This window comes from Roseomonas sp. OT10, from assembly GCF_020991085.1.
In the GTDB taxonomy this organism is placed as follows: domain Bacteria; phylum Pseudomonadota; class Alphaproteobacteria; order Acetobacterales; family Acetobacteraceae; genus Roseomonas; species Roseomonas cutis.
This window is the reverse complement of sequence record NZ_CP087719.1, coordinates 4,753,644-4,770,870: the sequence shown is the minus strand read 5'-3', so window position 1 is coordinate 4,770,870 and position 17,227 is coordinate 4,753,644. Positions and strand designations below refer to the sequence as shown.

The window sequence follows — 17,227 nt, the reverse complement described above, 5'->3', positions numbered from 1 at the left end:
CGGGCTTCACCACGAGCATGAGCTTCAGGCTGCCAGGCGATCCGCTGCACCCCGGCACGATCCGCCTCTTCAACCCGCCCCGCGCGAGGCGCTGAACGGCGTCGACGCCGCGCAGGACTTCGGCGTCGCTCTGTTGCTGTCCCACGGCGACTGGCAGTTCTGATACGGATGGCGCGATGCCTTGATCCGTGCCGGCGTGGTGCTGATTGCCCGGGGGCAAGGCTCTGCCTCGCCCCCGTACCCCCACTCCGCCAGGACCCTGCGGGCCCTGGACCCGATCAGCGCTGCCGCGGGACAGCTTGAGACAGGGTCGAGGCGCCGAGGAGCATGGCTCCTCGGCGGGTACGGCCTCCGCACTCGCGGACGCCCTCTGAAGCTTTTCCAGAGTCCCGCCGGTCCGTGTTCCGTCAGGGTTCAGCCCGCAGGCTGACGGCAGCCCTGTAGAGCCAACTCCCAGCGGGGTCCGGGGCCCGCTTGTGGCCCCGGCAGGGGAGGGTCTGGGAGGGGACGGCGTCCCCTCCCGGTCCGCAGCTGGAACACCACAGCACAACGGGGCAGGTCATCCCGCCGACGGTGCGCACCCAGAGACAGGGTCCGGGCGGCGTGCCGCGGCCCGCCCGCCGGCCCTCTCGCGCTACGCCGCCTTCGCCTCGCGGCGGCGCTCGGTCAGGATGAACTCGGTGTAGCCGTTGGGCTGGGCCGCGCCCTTGAAGACCAAGTCGCAGGCCGCCTTGAAGGCCGGTCCATCGAAGCCCGGCGCCATGGGGGTATAGTTCGGGTCGCCCGCGTTCTGGCGGTCCACCACCCCGGCCATGCGCTTCATCGTCTCCATCACCATCCCTTCGGTGGCGATGCCGTGGCGCAGCCAGTTGGCGATGTGCTGGGCGGAGATGCGCAGGGTCGCGCGGTCCTCCATCAGGCCCACGTCATGGATGTCGGGCACCTTGGAGCAGCCCACGCCCTGGTCCACCCAGCGCACGACATAGCCGAGGATGCCCTGGGCGTTGTTGTCCAGCTCCGCCTGCACATCGGCGGGGGCCCAGTTGGTGCTCGCCGCCAGGGGGACGGTCAGGATGTCCTCCAGCCGGCCGCGGCGGCCGCCGGCCGCGATCTCCTCCTGCCGCGCCGCCACGTCCACCTGATGGTAGTGCAGCGCATGCAGCGTGGCGGCGGTCGGAGAGGGCACCCAGGCGGTGTTGGCGCCGGCCTTCGGGTGGCCGACCTTCTGTGCCAGCATGTCCGCCATGGCGTCGGGCGCGGCCCACATGCCCTTGCCGATCTGCGCCTTGCCGCGCAGCCCGCATTCCAGGCCGGTGTCGACGTTGTTCTCCTCGTAGGCCTTGATCCAGGGCTGCGCCTTCATGTCGTTCTTGCGCACCATGGGGCCGGCTTCCATGGAGGTGTGGATCTCGTCGCCGGTGCGGTCGAGGAAGCCCGTGTTGATGAACACCACCCGCTCCCGTGCCGCGGCGATGCAGGCCTTGAGGTTGACGGTGGTCCGCCGCTCCTCGTCCATGATGCCCATCTTGAGCGTGTTGCGCGCCAAGCCCAGCACGTCCTCGACGCGGCCGAACAGCTCCACCGCCCAGGCCACCTCGTCCGGCCCGTGCATCTTGGGCTTGACGATGTAGACGGAGCCGGCGCGGGAGTTCAGGTGCTTCCCGTTCGGCCCGATGTCGTGCAGCGCGATCAGCGAGGTGACCATCGCGTCCAGGATCGTCTCCGGGACGGGGTTGCCCTCGAAGGTCACGGCATCGGTCATCATGTGGTGGCCGACATTGCGCACCAGCATCATGGAGCGGCCCGGCAGGGTCAGCGTGCCGCCGTCGGGCTTCGTCCAGGACCGGTCGGGGTTGAGCCTGCGGGTGACCATCTTGCCACCCTTCTCGAAACTCTCGACCAGGTCGCCCTTCATCAGGCCGAGCCAGTTGCGGTAGACCAGCACCTTGTCGGCGGCATCCACGGCGGCGACGGAATCCTCGCAATCCTGGATGGTGGAGAGCGCGCTCTCCAGCACGAGGTCGGAGATGCCGGCCGCGTCGTCCTTGCCGATCGCGCTGCCGCGGTCGAAGACGATCTCCAGGTGCAACCCGTTCTTGCGCAGCAGCACGGCCGACGGGTCCGCCGCCTCGCCCGAATAGCCGACGAACTGCGCCGGGTCGCGCAGCGCGGTCGCGGCGCCGCCCTTCAGCGTCACCGCCAGCGCCCCGTCCTTCACCGCGTAGCCCGTCGCATCGGCGTGGCTGCCCTGGGCCAGCGGCGCCGCCTCGTCCAGCGCGGCGCGGGCGCGGGCGATCACCTTGGCGCCGCGCGCGGGATCGTAGCCCTTGGCCTTCGGCCCCTCCTGCGGGATGGCGTCGGTGCCGTAGAGCGCGTCGTACAGGCTGCCCCAGCGGGCATTGGCGGCGTTCAGCGCATAGCGGGCGTTGTTCACCGGCACGACGAGCTGCGGCCCGGCGATGGAAGCGATCTCCGGGTCCACGTTCTGCGTGGCCACCACCACTTCGCCCGGCGGATCGCGCAGGTAGCCGATCTCGCGCAGGAAGGCCTCGTAGGCAGCGGCCTCCACCGGGCGCTGGGGGTGTTCGCGGTGCCACAGGTCGATCTGCGCCTGCAGCCCGTCGCGCTGCTGCAACAGCGCCGCGTTGCGCGGGGCGAGGTCGAGCAGGATCTTCTCCATCCCGGACCAGAATGCCTCGGGCGAGACACCCGTGCCGGGGATCGCCTCGCGCTCGACAAAGGCCTGCAGCTCCGGAGCCACCTTCAGCGCCACGCCCAATGCCATCGTCCCGCTCCTCCGTGAGCCCGTAACATCCCGCGCAATACCCGCCTTCCCGCCAGGCGGCAAAGGGGCACCGCGCCATCCGGCACCATGTTTGCCGGATACCGGACCGGCCGGCCATGGTTCGGATCGTGGCCGGCCAAGCGGTCCACCTCCCCCGGCCGGGCCGCCGGGGATGGCCCCGTCCTAGCCCGCGGCCGTCCCGAGCACGTCCTGCATGTCGTAGAGCCCCGGCGGGCGCCCCAGTGCCCACAGGGCGGCACGCACGGCACCGGTGGCATAGACGCGGCGGTCGAAGGAGCGGTGCGTCAGGGCGATGTGTTCGGAGCCGGCGGCGAAGAGGAGGGTGTGCTCGCCCACCACCTGCCCGCCGCGCAGGGCGGCGAAGCCGATGGCGCCCGTCCTGCGGGCTCCGGCATGGCCGTCGCGGCCGCTCTCCACCCCCGCCTGCTCCAGCGTGGTGCCGCGGCCGCGGGCCACGGCACGGCCCAGGGCCAGGGCGGTACCGGAGGGTGCGTCCACCTTCTGGCGGTGGTGCATCTCCACGATCTCGGCATCGTACTGCTCGGGCGGCAGGGCTGCGGCCATGCGCTGGGCCAGGGCGAAGAGCAGGTTCACGCCAGGTGCGAAATTGGCCGCATAGACCAGGGGAATGCGCCGTGCCGCGGCGGCCACCGCCTCCTCCTGGGCGGCGGACAGGCCCGAGGTACCCAGGATCAGAGGCTTGCCGGCGCGTGCGGCGGCCTCGGCATGGCCGGCAGCCGCGGAGGCATGGGTGAAGTCGATGGCGACGTCACAGGCGGCCAGCAGCGCGGGGACATCGGGGAAGACCGGATAGCCGGTCCCACCGGGGTTGCTGGCGCGCAGCGTCCCGCCGGCCAGGGTGGCCCCCGCCGCGGTCATCTCCTCCGCCAGGAGCCGGCCCATGCGGCCGGCGATGCCCAGGATGCCGATGCGTGCGGCCATATCTTGTTCCCCTCGCTGTCAGGAGGGTTCCTGCCCCAGGCCGCAGGCAGCGAAAAGGGGGCGGGATCGCTCCCGCGCCCTCATCGGCCTGCCCGAGGGATCAGATGCCGGCGTTCCAGTAAGGCGCCTTGTAGTAGTCGTAGACACGACGCCCATAGCTGTCGTCGTTGAGGTCCACGTTCTCATCCACGCCGTAGGACGGTGCCCCCTCCAGCTGCTCGCGTGTCATGTCGACGACATAGCCGCCCTGCTGCACGTCATAGCTCAGGGTGGCCCAGGGCAGCGGATGGTACTTCTCGCCGATGCCCAGGAAGCCGCCGAAGCTCATCACCGCGAAAGCGACCTTGCCGCTGACCTTGTCGAGCATGATGTCCTCGACCGTGCCAAGGCGCTCGCCTTCGCGGTTGTACACGGCGGTGCCCTCCACCTTGTCGGCGGAGATCAGGCGGCGGCTCTCCGTGTTCTCCGGGTCGCCGGACGGCGTCACCATGGCGTCCGCGCCCATGTAGCTGCCAGTGGTCGCGCTCATCGCTCACTCCCTCGCTGCCGTTTCGGAATGGCCCGGACACAGCTTCACCGGCCGACCGGGACCTCGCGGATAAAACACCTGGCCCCCTCTCCGGGTTGCCTGTTCCGGCGCGGCGGAACCCCCGGACGGGCATGGTCCTGCCCCCCGTCGGCAGGCTCGCGACTCTGCCCCGTGATTGCAACGTTCCTGTCAGAAAACGGACTTGCGGAACGGATATTTCGCCGGCACGCTTTCCCGAAGGGAGAAACGCCATGCGCCGCCGTTCGCTGCTCGCCGCCGCGAGCCTGCCCCTTGCCGCCACCCTGTCGCCCGCCCTCGCCCAGCAGCGCACCACGCTGACGGTGATGACCGCCGGCGACCAGAACATGGTGGACTACATCACCGACTATCTGGGCCCGATGTTCCAGCGCCAGAATCCGGGCGTGACCGTGCGCGCCGTGGGCACCGGCCCGGGCGATGCCGGCAGCCAGCGCATCTGGGAGCGGCTGGAGGCGCAGAAGCGCGCCGGCGCGGCGGCCAGCGACGTGGACGTGGCGGTGGTGCACCAGTCGATGAGCGGGCGGATGGTCGCTGAGGGGCTGCTCGCGCGCTATCGCGGCGATCTCGGCACGGGCAACCTGACCACGGCGGCGGTGGCCGGCAACGCACTGGGCCAGAACGTCGACGGCTATGTCATGCCGATGTTCAACAGCCAGATCGCCATCGCCTACAACCCGCAGCGCGTGCCGGAGCCGCCCCGCACCTACGCCGCACTGGAGGAGTGGGTGAAGGCGCATCCGAAGCGCTTCGGCTACAACGGCATCCGTGGCGGCATGGCGGGCGTCGGCTTCGTCTTCGGCTGGGCCTATGCCTTCGGCCCCGACCAGAAGCGGCTGATCGAGGGGCCCTTCGACGCGGAGGGCGTCGCGGCGCTGACGCCGGCCTTGCAGCGGCTGAAGGCGTTCAACGCCAACGCCGTCATCACCCCGGGCAATGCGGGCACGCTGGACGCGATGAACCGCGGCGAGATCGACATGGGCCCGGTCTGGATGGACATGTTCTACACCTGGCAGGCGGAAGGGCGGCTGAACCCCGCCTTCCGCCTCGTGCTGCCGGAAAGCGGCATGCCCGGCCAGCCGATGTACTACGTCATCCCCAAGGACGCGGCGCATGCCGAGCTGGCGCGGAAGTTCATCGAGCTGGCGACCAGCCCGCCGGTGCAGGCCGAGGGCATCGTGAAGCGCTTCAACTGGCTGCCCGGGATCGACGCGCAGCATGTGCGCGCGCAGCTCGACCAGGCGACCTGGGACCGGCTGTTCCGCGACGTCGGCCCGGAGGCGCTGGCCAGGGGCGCCCGGCCGATGCCGCAGGCGGACTACTTCAAGGCGATCCAGGAGGCCTATGAGCGGGTGGTGCTGAACTGAGCGCCACGCCGAAGCGCGGCAGGCCCGTCCTGCCGCTGCTCCTCGTCGCGCCGGCGCTGGCCATGGTGGCCGGCTTCTTCCTGCTGCCGCTCGCCATGTCCGCCTGGGGGGCCTTCGCGTCTCCGGCCGGCCCGACGCTGGCGAACTTCGTCCGCGCCTGGGAGCTGTACCGCGCCGACGTGCTGGTGACGCTCGCCATCGCCGGCTCCGCCACCGTGCTGATCGGGATCGGCGCCTGCGCCATCGGCGGCTACCTCACCCTCGGACGCTGCGCCCCGGCGCGGGCGGCGCTGGCCTGGCTCTACCGCTGGCCGCTCTTCATCCCCTTCGTGGTGGCGGCGCAGTGCATGCGCGGCTTCCTCGGGCAGAACGGGCTGATGAACGGCGCGCTGATCGCGGCGGGGCTGATGCCGGAAGCCTGGGCGACCTCCTTCCTCGACTGGCGCGGCATCGTGCTGACCTTCGTGTGGAAGCAGATGCCCTTCGCCACCCTGCTGGTGGCCGGCGCCATGGCCGCGCTGGACCAGCGGCAGGTCCAGGCGGCGCAGGGGCTGGGCGCCGGGCGGTGGCGCGTCTTCGCCGCCGTGGTGCTGCCGCAGGTGCGGCGCAGCCTGGGGGTGGCGCTGATCCTCTCCTTCGTCACCATGATGGGCGTGCTCTCCGTGCCGCTGATGATCAGCGGGCAGAGCCCCTCGATGCTGACCGTGCCGATGGCGTGGCGGATCAACTCGCTGGGCGACTACGCCACGGCCAACGCGCTCGGCGTGATCGCCTGCCTGATGACCGGGGCGGTCGCCTGGATCTGGCTGCGCCAGAGCCTGAAGGAGCGCGCGGCATGAGCGCGGCCCCCTCTTCCAGCCCCCTGCCGCGCGCGGCGGTCCCCGCGCGCTGGCTGGCGAACCCCGGCACCGGCTGGTGGCGCTGGCTGCCGCGCGCCGTACTGCTGGGCGCCTTCGCCTTCGCCATCTTCGGGCCGCTGGCCAACCTCGTGCTCTGGAGCCTGGCGGAGGCCTGGTACTGGCCGAACCGCCTCCCCTCCGCCTGGGGTTTCCGCTACTGGCAGCGCGTCTTCCGGCCGGAGGGACAGGCGATGGAGAGCCTGTGGCTCTCCGTCTGGATCGCGGCGCTGACGACGCTCCTCTGCCTCGCCGTCTCCGTCCCCGCCGCCTGGGCGCTGGCGCGGGCAAGGCTGCCGGCGCGAGCGCTGATCATGCTGGCCTTCCTGCTGCCCCAGGCCTTCCCCAGCCTGCCCGTCACCATCAACGTGGCCCAGGTCTTCTTCGCCCTCGGCCTGAACGGCACCGTCCTGGGCGTGGTGCTGGTGCATGCCGCCCACGGCCTCGTCTACTCCGTCTGGATCGCGACCGCCGCCTTCGCCGCGGTGGACGAGCGGCTGGTGATGGCCGTGCGCAGCCTGGGCGGCTCGCCGCTGCGCGCCGCCTGGTCCGTCACCCTGCCTCTGGCCGCGCCGGGCATCGCCGCCAGCGCCGTCTTCGTCTTCCTCGAAAGCCTGGACGAGTTCACCGCCTCCTTCTTCGTCGGCGCGCCGGAGGTGCAGACCCTGCCCCTCCTGCTCTATTCGGCGGCCGCTGGCGGCAACATGCAGGTGGCGGCCATCACCGCCCTGATCCTCCTGGTGCCCAGCGTGCTGTTCATGCTGGCCGTGCAACGCTTCCTGCGCGCCGACGTGCTGGCGGGGGTCGGGAAGTAGCAACCTCCTCCGGACGGCCGCCCGTATCATACCGGCAGCGGGATGCGTAGATCCGTGCCGGCGCGGGGTGCGCCCGTGGCCCGGGGGCAAGGCTCTGCCTCGCCCCCGTACCCCCACTCCGCCAGGACCCTGCGGGCCCTGGACCCGATCGGCGCTGCCGCGGGACAGCCTGATACGGGGTCACAGCGCCGAGGAGCCATGCTCCTCGGCGGGTACGGCCCCCGCACTCGCTGACGCCTACAACTTTTTTCTGGAGTCCCACCTGTCCGCGCTCTGTCAGGGTTCAGCCCCCAGGCGGATGCCCATCGCCTCGAGCCAACTCCCAGCGGGCCACCGTGGCGTCGGCCCTGGCAGCCTTCGACCCGTCGTCGGGTAGCCCTCCGTCCGGGTATTCCCTGTGGGTCCGGCAGAGGGGCCCGGGGGAACGTGGCGTGTCCCCGGGAGTGGGCTGCCGCAGAAATCGCGACCCGGCATCCTCGTGCTGTCTCTGGCATCGTGCCGCAGCGGGGCTATACCGCGCCCATGAGTGACAGGTTCTGGGACGTCGTGGTGGTCGGCGGCGGCCATGCCGGCACGGAGGCCGCCGCGTCGGCGGCCCGGTGCGGTGCGCGCACGCTGCTGCTGACGCACCGCTGTGACCGCATCGGCGAGATGTCGTGCAACCCGGCCATCGGCGGCGTGGGCAAGGGGCATCTGGTGCGCGAGGTGGATGCCTTGGACGGCATCATGGCCCGCGCCGCCGATGCTGCCGGCATCCACTTCAAGGTGCTGAACGCCAGCAAGGGACCCGCCGTGCGCGGCCCGCGCCTGCAGGCCGACCGCGCCCTGTATCGCGCCGCCGTGCAACGCCTGCTGGCGGATACGCCGGGCCTGACCATCCGCGAGGCGGCGGTGGAGGGGATCGAGCGCGGTGCGGACGGGGGCATCGCCGCCGTGTGCCTGGATGGTGGCGAGCGGCTGGGCTGCGGTGCGCTGGTCGTCACCGCCGGCACCTTCCTGCGCGGCGAGATCCATGTCGGCCCGCATCGCGAAAGGGCGGGACGGGTCGGCGACCCGGCATCGGTCGGGCTGGCCCTTGCGCTCGCGGGCCTGGGCCTGCCCATAGCCCGGCTGAAGACCGGCACGCCGGCGCGGCTGGATGGCCGGACCATCGACTGGGCCTCGCTGGAGCGCCAGGAGGGCGATGCGGAGCCCGAGCCGCTCTCCTGGCTGACCGACCGGATCACCAATCCGCAGGTTGCCTGCGGCATCACCGCGACCACGGAGCGGACCCACGCGGTGATCCGCGCCAACCTGCACCAGGCGCCGATCCATTCCGGTCAGATCACCGGACGCGGGCCGCGCTACTGCCCCTCCATCGAGGACAAGGTCGTGCGCTTCGCGGAGCGCGAGCGGCACCAGATCTTCCTGGAGCCGGAGGGGCTGGATGATCACACCGTCTACCCGAACGGCATCTCCACCAGCCTGCCGGCCGAGGTGCAGGCGGCGATGATCGCGACCATCCCCGGGCTGGAGCGCGCCGTCATCCTGCGCCCCGGCTACGCCGTCGAATACGACCACATCGATCCCCGGGCGCTGCGCCCCACGCTGGAGGCGAAGGCGGTGCCGCGCCTCTTCCTCGCCGGTCAGGTGAACGGCACCACGGGCTATGAGGAGGCCGCGGCCCAGGGCCTGCTGGCGGGGGTGAACGCCGCGCGACTGGCCGGAGGCTGCACGGAGGAGCGGGTGCTTCTGCGTGGCGAGGCCTATCTCGGCGTGCTCGTGGACGACCTCGTCACCCAGGGCGTCAGCGAGCCCTACCGCATGCTGACGGCGCGGGCCGAGCACCGGCTGTCGCTGCGGGCCGACAATGCCGGCCTGCGCCTGACGACGATCGGCGAGGGGTGGGGCTGCGTCGGAGCGGAGCGGGCAGCCCGCCATCGCGCCTTCTCCGCCGCCGTCGCGGACGCCCTGGCCCGTGCCAGGGCGGAGGAGGCGACGCCCGACCAGTTGGCCGCACAGGGCGTCGCCGTGAACCGCGACGGCAAGCGCCGTAACGTGCTGGAGGTCCTGGCCCTGCCGATGGCCGATGCCGCAGCCGCCTTCCCCTGGCTTCGCGGCCTGCCGCGCGGCGTCCTGGCGCAGGTGGAGGCGGAGGCGCTGTATGCCCCCTACCTCCGCCGCCAGGAGGCGGAACGGCACCTGCTGGAGCGGGAGGAGCGGCTGGGCATCCCGCGCGGCTTCGACTTCGCTGCCGTGGCCGGCCTCTCCACCGAGATGCGGCAGCGTCTTTCCGCGGCGCAGCCGGCCACGCTGGGCGGGGCGGGACGCGTGCCGGGCGTCACCCCGGCCGGCATCGCGGCCCTGGCCGGGCATCTCCGCCGCATGGCCCCGGCACACCAATCCGCATGACCCCCGTTTCACGTGAAACGGCCGGGCGGCTCGACGCCTACGCCGCGCTGCTGCTGCGCTGGAATGCCCGCATCAACCTGATCGCCCCCGGCGATGCCGCCCAGTTCCGCCAGCGCCACGTCGAGGATTCGTTGCAGCTCCTGCCGCTGCTGCCGGCCGGGACGGCGCCGGGGACGGATATCGGCAGCGGTGGCGGCCTGCCCGGAATGGTCCTGGCGCTGGCCGATCCGCGGCGGCCCTGGCACCTGGTGGAGGCCGACCGACGAAAGGCGGCCTTCCTGCAGACCGTGGCGGGCGAGCTGGAAGCGGCGAATGTCAGCGTCCATGCCCGGCGCATCGAGGATGTCTCGCTGCCGCCGCTGGGCGTGCTGACGGCGCGAGCCCTGGCGCCGCTCGATATCCTGCTCGGCCATGCCGCGCGCCTGCTGGCGCCGGGTGGCACCGCCCTCTTCCCCAAGGGCCGCACCGCGGAGGCCGAGTTGACCCAGGCCGCCGCGACGTGGACCATGACGACGGAGCGGTTCCCCAGCCGGACCGACCCGTCCGCGACCCTCCTCCGAATCACCGGGATACGACGTGTCGGGCCCTGAACCTCGCCCCAACCCCGCGCCGGGACCGCTGCCCGGACGACGGATCGCCCTCGCCAACCAGAAGGGCGGCGTCGGCAAGACCACCACCGCGGTGAACCTCGCCACCGCCCTCGCAGCAGCGGAGCGGGTGCTGGTGATCGACCTGGACCCCCAGGGCAACGCCTCCACCGGCCTCGGCGTGGCGCGGAACCAGCGCGGCGCGGGCAGCTACGCGCTGCTGACCGGGGAGCGGCCCCTGGCGGAGCTGGTGCGTCCGACCGTGGTGCCCAACCTCTCCCTGCTCGCCGCGGATGCCGACCTGGCCGGGGCGGAGATCGAGCTGGTCGACGTGGAACATCGTGAGCATCGCCTCTCCGATGCGCTGTCCAAGGGTGCGGAGGCGCTGGCCGGCTATGACCGCGTGCTGATCGACTGCCCGCCCTCCCTGGGCCTGCTGACGCTGAATGCCCTGGTCGCCTCGCAGTCCGTGCTGGTGCCGCTGCAGGCGGAGTTCTTCGCGCTCGAGGGCGTGTCGCAGATCTCGCGGACGCTGGAACGCGTCCGCCGCACCCTGAACCCCGCGCTGGAACTGGAGGGCATCGTGCTGACCATGGTGGACCGACGGAACAACCTGTCGGAGCTGGTGACCGCCGATGTCCGGGCCTTCTTCAAGGACAAGGTGTTCGAGACGACCATCCCGCGCAACGTGCGGGTGAGCGAGGCACCGTCGCATGGGCAGCCGGTGATCCTCTACGACGTGCGCTCCGCCGGCGCCCAGGCCTATATCCGCCTCGCCGCGGAGCTGCGGAAGCGTGAGCGGAGGCAGAAGCGGGCGGCCAAGGGGAACCGGGCATGAGCCGCAAGCCCTCCCGCCTCGGCATGGGCCTTTCCGCCCTGCTGGGGGACGCCCCGGTGACGGCCGCGGCGGAGACCCAGCGCAACCTGCCGATCGAGGCGCTGGAGCCCGGCCCCTTCCAGCCGCGCGGCCCGATGGAGCCCGAGGCGCTGGCCGAGCTCACCGCCTCGATCCGCGAGCATGGCGTCCTGCAGCCGATCCTGGTGCGGCCGAAGCCCGGCGCGCCGGGAACCTGGCAGATCGTCGGCGGCGAGCGGCGCTGGCGCGCGGCGCAGCAGGCGCGGCTGCACGACGTGCCCGTGGTCATCCGCGAGCTGGACGACCGGGCCGCCATGGCCGCCGGGCTGGTGGAGAACCTGCAGCGGGAGGATCTGAACCCGCTGGAGGAAGCCCAGGGCTACCGCCGGCTGACGGAGGAGTTCGGCCTGCGGCAGGATGCCCTGGGCCAGGTCGTCGGCAAGAGCCGCAGCCACGTCGCCAACACGCTGCGGCTGCTGAACCTGCCGCCGAAGGTCCGCGACCTGCTCTCCCGCGGCAGCCTGACCGCCGGCCACGCCCGTGCCCTGCTGACGGCGGAGAATCCCCAGAAGCTGGCGGAGATGGTGATCACGCGCGGGCTGAACGTGCGCCAGACGGAAGCACTGGCCGCCGCCGCCGGCCGTCCGCTGGCACCGCGCGCAAGCGATCCGGAGACACGGGCGCTGGAGCGGGATCTGTCAGAGCGGCTGGGGACAAAGGTCGCCATCCAACGCTCCGGCAAGGGCGGCCGGCTGGTGCTGTCCTGGCGCGACCTGGACCAGTTGGACGGACTGCTGCAGCTGCTGACGCCGAGATAACGCCTGGATGGCAGGCGAGGCACGCGCCGACCTTTCGGGCCTCAGCCGGCGCGGCGCACGTCCATCGCCTGCCCCTGCCCATCGATCACCGGTTCCGGTCCCGGTGCGCTCAGCCGCCACAGCAGGCGCAGGGCGTTCCCCCGCAGCGTCACCTTCGCTCCGGGCTCCAGCTCCGCCCGCACCTCGCTGGACTGCCCCTCCACCCGCAGGGAGCGGCAGCCGCCGCGCAGCTCCACGTCGAGGCGGTTGCCGCGGACCGTGACATCGCGGCCGGCGCAATCGCTCTGTTGCCGCAGCCCGTCCCCGGCGATGGACAGGGGCGGGCCGCCCCGGGGCATGGCCGCATCCGGGCCCGAGGCCTCGATGCGGCTGTCCTGCCCTTCCACCAGCTGCCGCCCGATCGCCTCGCCCGGCAGGGTCCGATAGGCGATACGGTTTCCGTCCCCACGGACCTCCACGTCCGCCCCGTCCGCCAGCTCCGCCTCGATCCGGTTGCGCTGGCCTTCGACGTTGAGGGAGCGGCAGCCTTGCCGCAGGGTCAGGCGGTTCCCGTCGCCGCGGACCAGCACGTCCCGTCCGGCGCAATCCTGCTCCGCCTCCTGCCCGTTGCCGCGCAGCTCCAGCGTCTGGGCCGTGGCCGGGGCGGCCGCCAGGACCGCCAGAAGCGTCAGCATGCCGCCATACCGGGTCATCGCTTGCCCCCTCCCGCCACGTAACGGGAAGGACGCGCCACCGGCCGTGCGGTTGCGCCGCCTATCGGCGGGCGGCGGCGCGCGCGGTCCGGGCCAGGGCGAGCAGCGCCTCGCGGGCCACGGCGCGGTCCGGCACGGGACGGCCCGTGCCCCCGCTCTTCACCCGGACCTCCGCCCGCAACAGGGATGCCCCCGCCTCGGCCAGGGCGGCCGGGCGCCAGAGGGCCAGGGCCCGCTCGAAGGCCGGCTTGTCGCGGAAGAAGACCGGCGGCCGCAATGCCTGCATGGCGGTGCCGGGCGGCTGCCCCTGGGCCACCGCCAGGGCCGCCAGATGCAGGCGCTGGACATGGCGCAGCGCGGCGCGGATGGCGGCCACGGGGTGGGTTCCCTCGGCCAGGGCCTGGTCGATGCCGCGATCCGCCCGCGGCAGGTCGCCGGCCGTCGCGGCCATCAGCGCCGCACCGATATCGGCATCGCCGCCCTCGTCGAGGCAGGCGAGCACGTCCTCCTCCCCCACCGTCCCTCCCGGGCCGGCATAGAGCGCCAGGGTCTCCAGGCTGCGCCGGAGCAGGCCGCGATCCTCGTCCAGGTTCTCCGCCAGCCAGTCCAGCGCGGCGGGCTCGGCGGTCACGCCCTGCTCGCGCAGGATGGCGGCAATGCTGGCGGACAGTTCTGACCCCCGCTCCCGCCAGCACTCGACCGAGGCGACCGGCCCGGCCCCCTCGACGACGGCACGCAGGCGGGAGGAGCGCGGCAGTTCGCCGGCCTCCAGCAACACCAGCGCCTCGCCCGGGGAGGACAGCATCTCGCGCACGGCGGGGGCCAGGGCGTCGGTGGCGTCGCGCACCCGCACGACGCGGCGGCCGCCGGTCAGGGAAAGGGCGGCCGCCTCGCCGGCCAGGGCACCGCCGCGGCCGGCCTGCTCGCGGCTCAGCTCGGCGAGGCGGAAGGGATCGTCCCCCTCCCCCAGCACGGCCCGGCGCAGCGCCTCGGAACGCTCGCGCACCAGCCCGGCATCCTCGCCATGCAGCAGCACCAGGCGCACCGGCCCGGGATCGCGCAGGAAGGCGGCGAGGCGCCGGGGCTCGACCTTGGGCATGGGGCAGCCCCGCCGGTCAGGCGGCGGTGCGGTTGGCCAGGGCGATGGCGACCTTCTCGACGATGCCCGAGGCCACCTCGTCCACCAGACGGCGCTGGGCGGCGTTGAAGCTCATATCCGCCGCGAAGAACTGGTTGTCCGGCAGGTTCCAGGCATCGAAGCTCCGCTCCGTGCCGCTGGCGACCTGCACCGGCGGCGTGGCGGTGGTGTAGAGCGACCAGGGGGCCGTGGCGCTGGCACGGCTGCGGGTCGGCGTGCCGTCGCGGCGGAAGCCCTCCTGCTCGACGCCGAGCTGCACGCTGACCCGCAGGTCGTAGCGGGCCGGCACGCCGGCGCCGCCGGTCTTCTCCAGCTGCTGCTGCAGCGAGCGTCGCAGAAGCTGCCCGATGCGGTCGGGGATCACCCCGACGCGCACCGCCGCCAGTTCCTCGGCCGTGGCGGTGCCCACCGCCGGGCGGGCGGGACCGCCGGGGGCGTAGAGCGGCTGGAAGCCGCAGCCGCCCAGCGCCGCCGCGACGCCGCCCAGCAGCCCGCCGCGCAGCACGCCGCGCCGGGAGGGGCCGCCGGGCCGGGCCTCAGACGACGAAGTTGACGACACGGCCGGGCACATGGATGCGCTTGCGGATGGGCTTGCCGGCGATGGCACGCTGCACGTTCTCCTCCGCTTCGGCGGCCGCCAGGATGTCGGCCTCCGGGGCCCCCACGGGGACCTCGATGGTGGCGCGCAGCTTACCCAGAACCTGCACGGCGATCTTCACCGTATCGGCGACCAGCAGCGCGGGGTCGGCCTCCGGCCAGGGCAGCTCGGCCACCAGCCGCGCCTCTCCCTCCGGGCCGTGACGGGGACGCAGCAGGGACCATAGCTCCTCCGCCAGATGCGGCATCATGGGCGCGGCGAGGCGGAGCAGCGTCTCCAGCGCCTCGCGGCGGGCGGCACCCGTCGCGGGGGCCGTGTCCGACGCCTCGCCGATGGCATTGGCCAGGCCGTGGATGCGCGCCACCGCGACGTTGAAGGCGAAGGTCTCCAGCGCGGTCGAGACGGCGGCGATGGCGCCGTGCGTCTCCCGCCGCAGCGCCAGCGCCGCGCGGTCGCGGGCAGGGTCCAGCCCGGCCAGCAGCCGCTCCGTCTCGTCGGGCGAGGGCAGGCCGTCCAGCGCGGCGGTGGTCAGGCGATGCAGGCGCTGCACGAAGCGGTGGGCGCCGGCGACCCCGGCCTCCGACCACTCCATGTCGCGCTCCGGCGGGTTGTCGGAGAGGATGAACCACCGCGCCGTGTCCGCGCCGTAGCGGCCGATGATGGCGCCCGGATCGACGGTGTTGTTCTTCGACTTCGACATCTTCTCGCCGCGGCCGATGGCCACGGCCTCGCCGGTCGCCTTCGCCGTGGCGGTGCCGTCGGGGGCGACCTCCACCTCCTCCGGATACAGCCAGCGGCCGTCGGCGGCGCGGTAGGAGGCGTGGGTCACCATGCCCTGGGTGAAGAGACCGGCGAAGGGCTCCGGCGTCGCCAGCTTGCCCATGCCGTGCAGCGCGCGGGTGAAGAAGCGCGAGTAGAGCAGGTGCAGGATCGCGTGCTCGATCCCGCCGATATACTGGTCCACCGGCAGCCAGTGGTTCACCGCCTCCGCCACCAGCGGCGTGCCCGCGTGCGGCGCGGTGAAGCGGGCGAAGTACCAGGAGCTGTCGACGAAGGTGTCGAAGGTGTCCGTCTCCCGCCGCGCCGCGGCGCCGCAGCGCGGGCAGGCGACGTGCTTCCAGCTCGGGTGGTGGTCCAGCGGGTTGCCGGGCTTCGAGAAGTCCACGTCCTCCGGCAGCGTCACCGGAAGCTGGTTCTTCGGCACCGGCACCACGCCGCAGGCGTCGCAGTGGATGGCCGGGATCGGGCAGCCCCAGTAGCGCTGGCGGGAAACGCCCCAGTCGCGCAGGCGCCAGTTCACCACGCCCTGGCCGGCGCCCTTCGCCTCCAGCGCCTCGATGGCCTTCCGCTTGCCCACCTTCGTGTCCAGCCCATCGAGGAAGCCGGAGTTGAACAGCGTGCCGTCCTCGGTGAAGGCGGTGTCGCCGATGGCGAAGGTCGCGGCGTCGGCCCCGGGCGGCAGCACCACGGGCGGCACCGGCAGCCCGTACTTGCGCGCGAAGTCCAGGTCGCGCTGGTCGCCCGACGGGCAGGCGAAGATCGCGCCCGTGCCGTATTCCATCAGCACGAAGTTCGCGATCCACACCGGGAAGGTCGCGCCCTCGAGGAAGGGGTGCGCGACGCGGAAGCCCGTGTCGAAGCCGCGCTTCTCCGCCTGCTCGATCGCGGCCTCCGAGGTGCCCATGGCGCGGCACTCGGCCACGAAGGCCGCGGCGGCCGGGTCGCGCGCGGCGGCGGCGGTCGCCAACGGGTGCTCGGCGGCGACGGCCAGGAAGGACATGCCGAACAGCGTGTCGGGGCGGGTGGTGAAGACCTCCACCTCCGACATCTGTCCCGTTGGCCCATCCACGGCCTGCGTCAGCGGGAAGCGCACCCGCGCGCCCTCGCTGCGGCCGATCCAGTTGGCCTGCATCAGCTTCACGCGCTCGGGCCAGCGGTCCAGCCCGTCCAGCGCCGCCAGCAGCTCGGGCGCGTATTTCGTGATCGACAGGAACCACTGGTTCAGCGACTTCTTCTCGACCAGCGCGCCGGAACGCCAGCCGCGCCCGTCGATCACCTGCTCGTTGGCCAGCACGGTGCCGTCCACCGGGTCCCAGTTGACCCAGCTCTCCTTGCGCTCGACCAGCCCGGCCTGCCAGAAATCGAGGAACAGCGCCTGCTGCTGGCCGTAGTAGGAGGGGTCGCAGGTGGCGAACTCCCGGTCCCACTCGATGGACAGGCCCATGCGCTTCAGCTCGGCGCGCATGTTGGCGATGTTCTGGTAGGTCCAGGCCGCCGGATGCACCCCGCGTTCCCGCGCCGCATTCTCCGCCGGCAGGCCGAAGGCGTCCCAGCCCATCGGGTGCATCACCGCATGGCCGGTGGCCCGCTTGTGCCGCGCCACGACGTCGCCCAGCGTGTAGTTGCGCACGTGCCCCATGTGGATCTTCCCCGAGGGATAGGGGAACATCTCCAGCACGTAGCTCTTGGGCCTGCTGCCATCGGGCACGTCCGGCACGGCGAAGCAGCCGCGCGCCTCCCATTCGGCCTGCCAGCGCGGCTCGGCCATGGCGAAATCATATCGGGCGGGCGGGGAGACGTCGTTCATCAGCCGTGTGTCATCAGCAAGCGGGGCCCGCAGGATTAGGCCGCGCGCGCGCGGCTGGGAAGCGGAGATGGCGGGCAGGTGGCGCGCTTGCGGCGCAGGGTGGCGCGGACGCCCATGGCCCGACGGGGGCGTTCCCTCCCCCGGACCGCGGCCCGGGGGCCACGGAGCC

Annotated in this window: 14 protein-coding genes; 7 read left to right on the top strand and 7 right to left on the bottom strand. The window is 72.6% G+C overall.

The window, feature by feature from the left end; genetic code table 11:
• Positions 1 to 634 precede the first annotated feature (634 nt).
• The 3 genes from LPC08_RS21710 to LPC08_RS21700 form a co-directional block, all read right to left on the bottom strand.
• Positions 635 to 2,785, bottom strand: coding sequence for a malate synthase G (locus tag LPC08_RS21710; protein ID WP_230450312.1), 2,151 nt, complete (start codon positions 2,783 to 2,785; stop codon positions 635 to 637).
• Between the two features lie 183 nt (positions 2,786 to 2,968).
• On the bottom strand, positions 2,969 to 3,748 hold the full coding sequence (dapB, locus tag LPC08_RS21705; protein ID WP_230450311.1) for a 4-hydroxy-tetrahydrodipicolinate reductase: 780 nt from the start codon (positions 3,746 to 3,748) through the stop codon (positions 2,969 to 2,971).
• 100 nt (positions 3,749 to 3,848) lie between these two features.
• Positions 3,849 to 4,277, bottom strand: a complete 429-nt coding sequence (locus LPC08_RS21700) for a PRC-barrel domain-containing protein (RefSeq protein ID WP_230450310.1) — start codon at positions 4,275 to 4,277, stop codon at positions 3,849 to 3,851.
• Positions 4,278 to 4,528: 251 nt separating this feature from the next.
• Between LPC08_RS21700 and LPC08_RS21695 the strand changes: the two genes are divergently transcribed.
• From LPC08_RS21695 to LPC08_RS21665, 7 genes are all read left to right on the top strand, one after another.
• Positions 4,529 to 5,680 (top strand): extracellular solute-binding protein, encoded by a 1,152-nt coding sequence (locus LPC08_RS21695; protein ID WP_230450309.1) that lies wholly within the window; start codon positions 4,529 to 4,531, stop codon positions 5,678 to 5,680.
• A gap of 62 nt (positions 5,681 to 5,742) precedes the next feature.
• Complete coding sequence (locus tag LPC08_RS21690; RefSeq protein ID WP_230450308.1) at positions 5,743 to 6,519, top strand: ABC transporter permease; 777 nt, start codon at positions 5,743 to 5,745, stop codon at positions 6,517 to 6,519.
• Entirely contained in the window at positions 6,516 to 7,391 is an 876-nt protein-coding gene (locus LPC08_RS21685) for an ABC transporter permease (protein ID WP_230450307.1), read from the top strand. The genes LPC08_RS21690 and LPC08_RS21685 overlap by 4 nt, the downstream gene beginning before the upstream one ends.
• A gap of 522 nt (positions 7,392 to 7,913) precedes the next feature.
• Positions 7,914 to 9,782: a tRNA uridine-5-carboxymethylaminomethyl(34) synthesis enzyme MnmG gene (mnmG, locus tag LPC08_RS21680; protein ID WP_230450306.1), complete on the top strand. Its 1,869-nt coding sequence runs from the start codon at positions 7,914 to 7,916 to the stop codon at positions 9,780 to 9,782.
• Positions 9,779 to 10,372 carry a 16S rRNA (guanine(527)-N(7))-methyltransferase RsmG gene (gene rsmG / locus LPC08_RS21675; RefSeq protein WP_230450305.1) on the top strand — a complete coding sequence of 198 codons (594 nt, stop codon included), beginning with the start codon at positions 9,779 to 9,781 and terminating at the stop codon, positions 10,370 to 10,372. Before mnmG ends, rsmG begins: the two co-directional genes overlap by 4 nt.
• Positions 10,359 to 11,207 carry a ParA family protein gene (locus tag LPC08_RS21670; RefSeq protein ID WP_304622039.1) on the top strand — a complete coding sequence of 283 codons (849 nt, stop codon included), beginning with the start codon at positions 10,359 to 10,361 and terminating at the stop codon, positions 11,205 to 11,207. The genes rsmG and LPC08_RS21670 overlap by 14 nt, the downstream gene beginning before the upstream one ends.
• The gene (locus LPC08_RS21665; RefSeq protein ID WP_230450304.1) at positions 11,204 to 12,043 is read left to right on the top strand and encodes a ParB/RepB/Spo0J family partition protein; all 840 of its coding nucleotides are present in this window, start codon (positions 11,204 to 11,206) and stop codon (positions 12,041 to 12,043) included. Before LPC08_RS21670 ends, LPC08_RS21665 begins: the two co-directional genes overlap by 4 nt.
• A gap of 41 nt (positions 12,044 to 12,084) precedes the next feature.
• On the opposite strand, the gene LPC08_RS21660 is transcribed toward LPC08_RS21665, so the two are convergent.
• The 4 genes from LPC08_RS21660 to leuS form a co-directional block, all read right to left on the bottom strand.
• The gene (locus LPC08_RS21660) at positions 12,085 to 12,735 is read right to left on the bottom strand and encodes a DUF3060 domain-containing protein (protein WP_230450303.1); all 651 of its coding nucleotides are present in this window, start codon (positions 12,733 to 12,735) and stop codon (positions 12,085 to 12,087) included.
• Positions 12,736 to 12,796: 61 nt separating this feature from the next.
• Positions 12,797 to 13,834 (bottom strand): DNA polymerase III subunit delta, encoded by a 1,038-nt coding sequence (gene holA, locus LPC08_RS21655; RefSeq protein ID WP_304622038.1) that lies wholly within the window; start codon positions 13,832 to 13,834, stop codon positions 12,797 to 12,799.
• Between the two features lie 16 nt (positions 13,835 to 13,850).
• Positions 13,851 to 14,432, bottom strand: coding sequence for an LPS assembly lipoprotein LptE (gene lptE, locus LPC08_RS21650; protein WP_230450302.1), 582 nt, complete (start codon positions 14,430 to 14,432; stop codon positions 13,851 to 13,853).
• Positions 14,410 to 17,058: a leucine--tRNA ligase gene (gene leuS, locus LPC08_RS21645; protein ID WP_230450301.1), complete on the bottom strand. Its 2,649-nt coding sequence runs from the start codon at positions 17,056 to 17,058 to the stop codon at positions 14,410 to 14,412. The genes lptE and leuS overlap by 23 nt, the downstream gene beginning before the upstream one ends.
• Between the last annotated feature and the right edge of the window lie 169 nt (positions 17,059 to 17,227).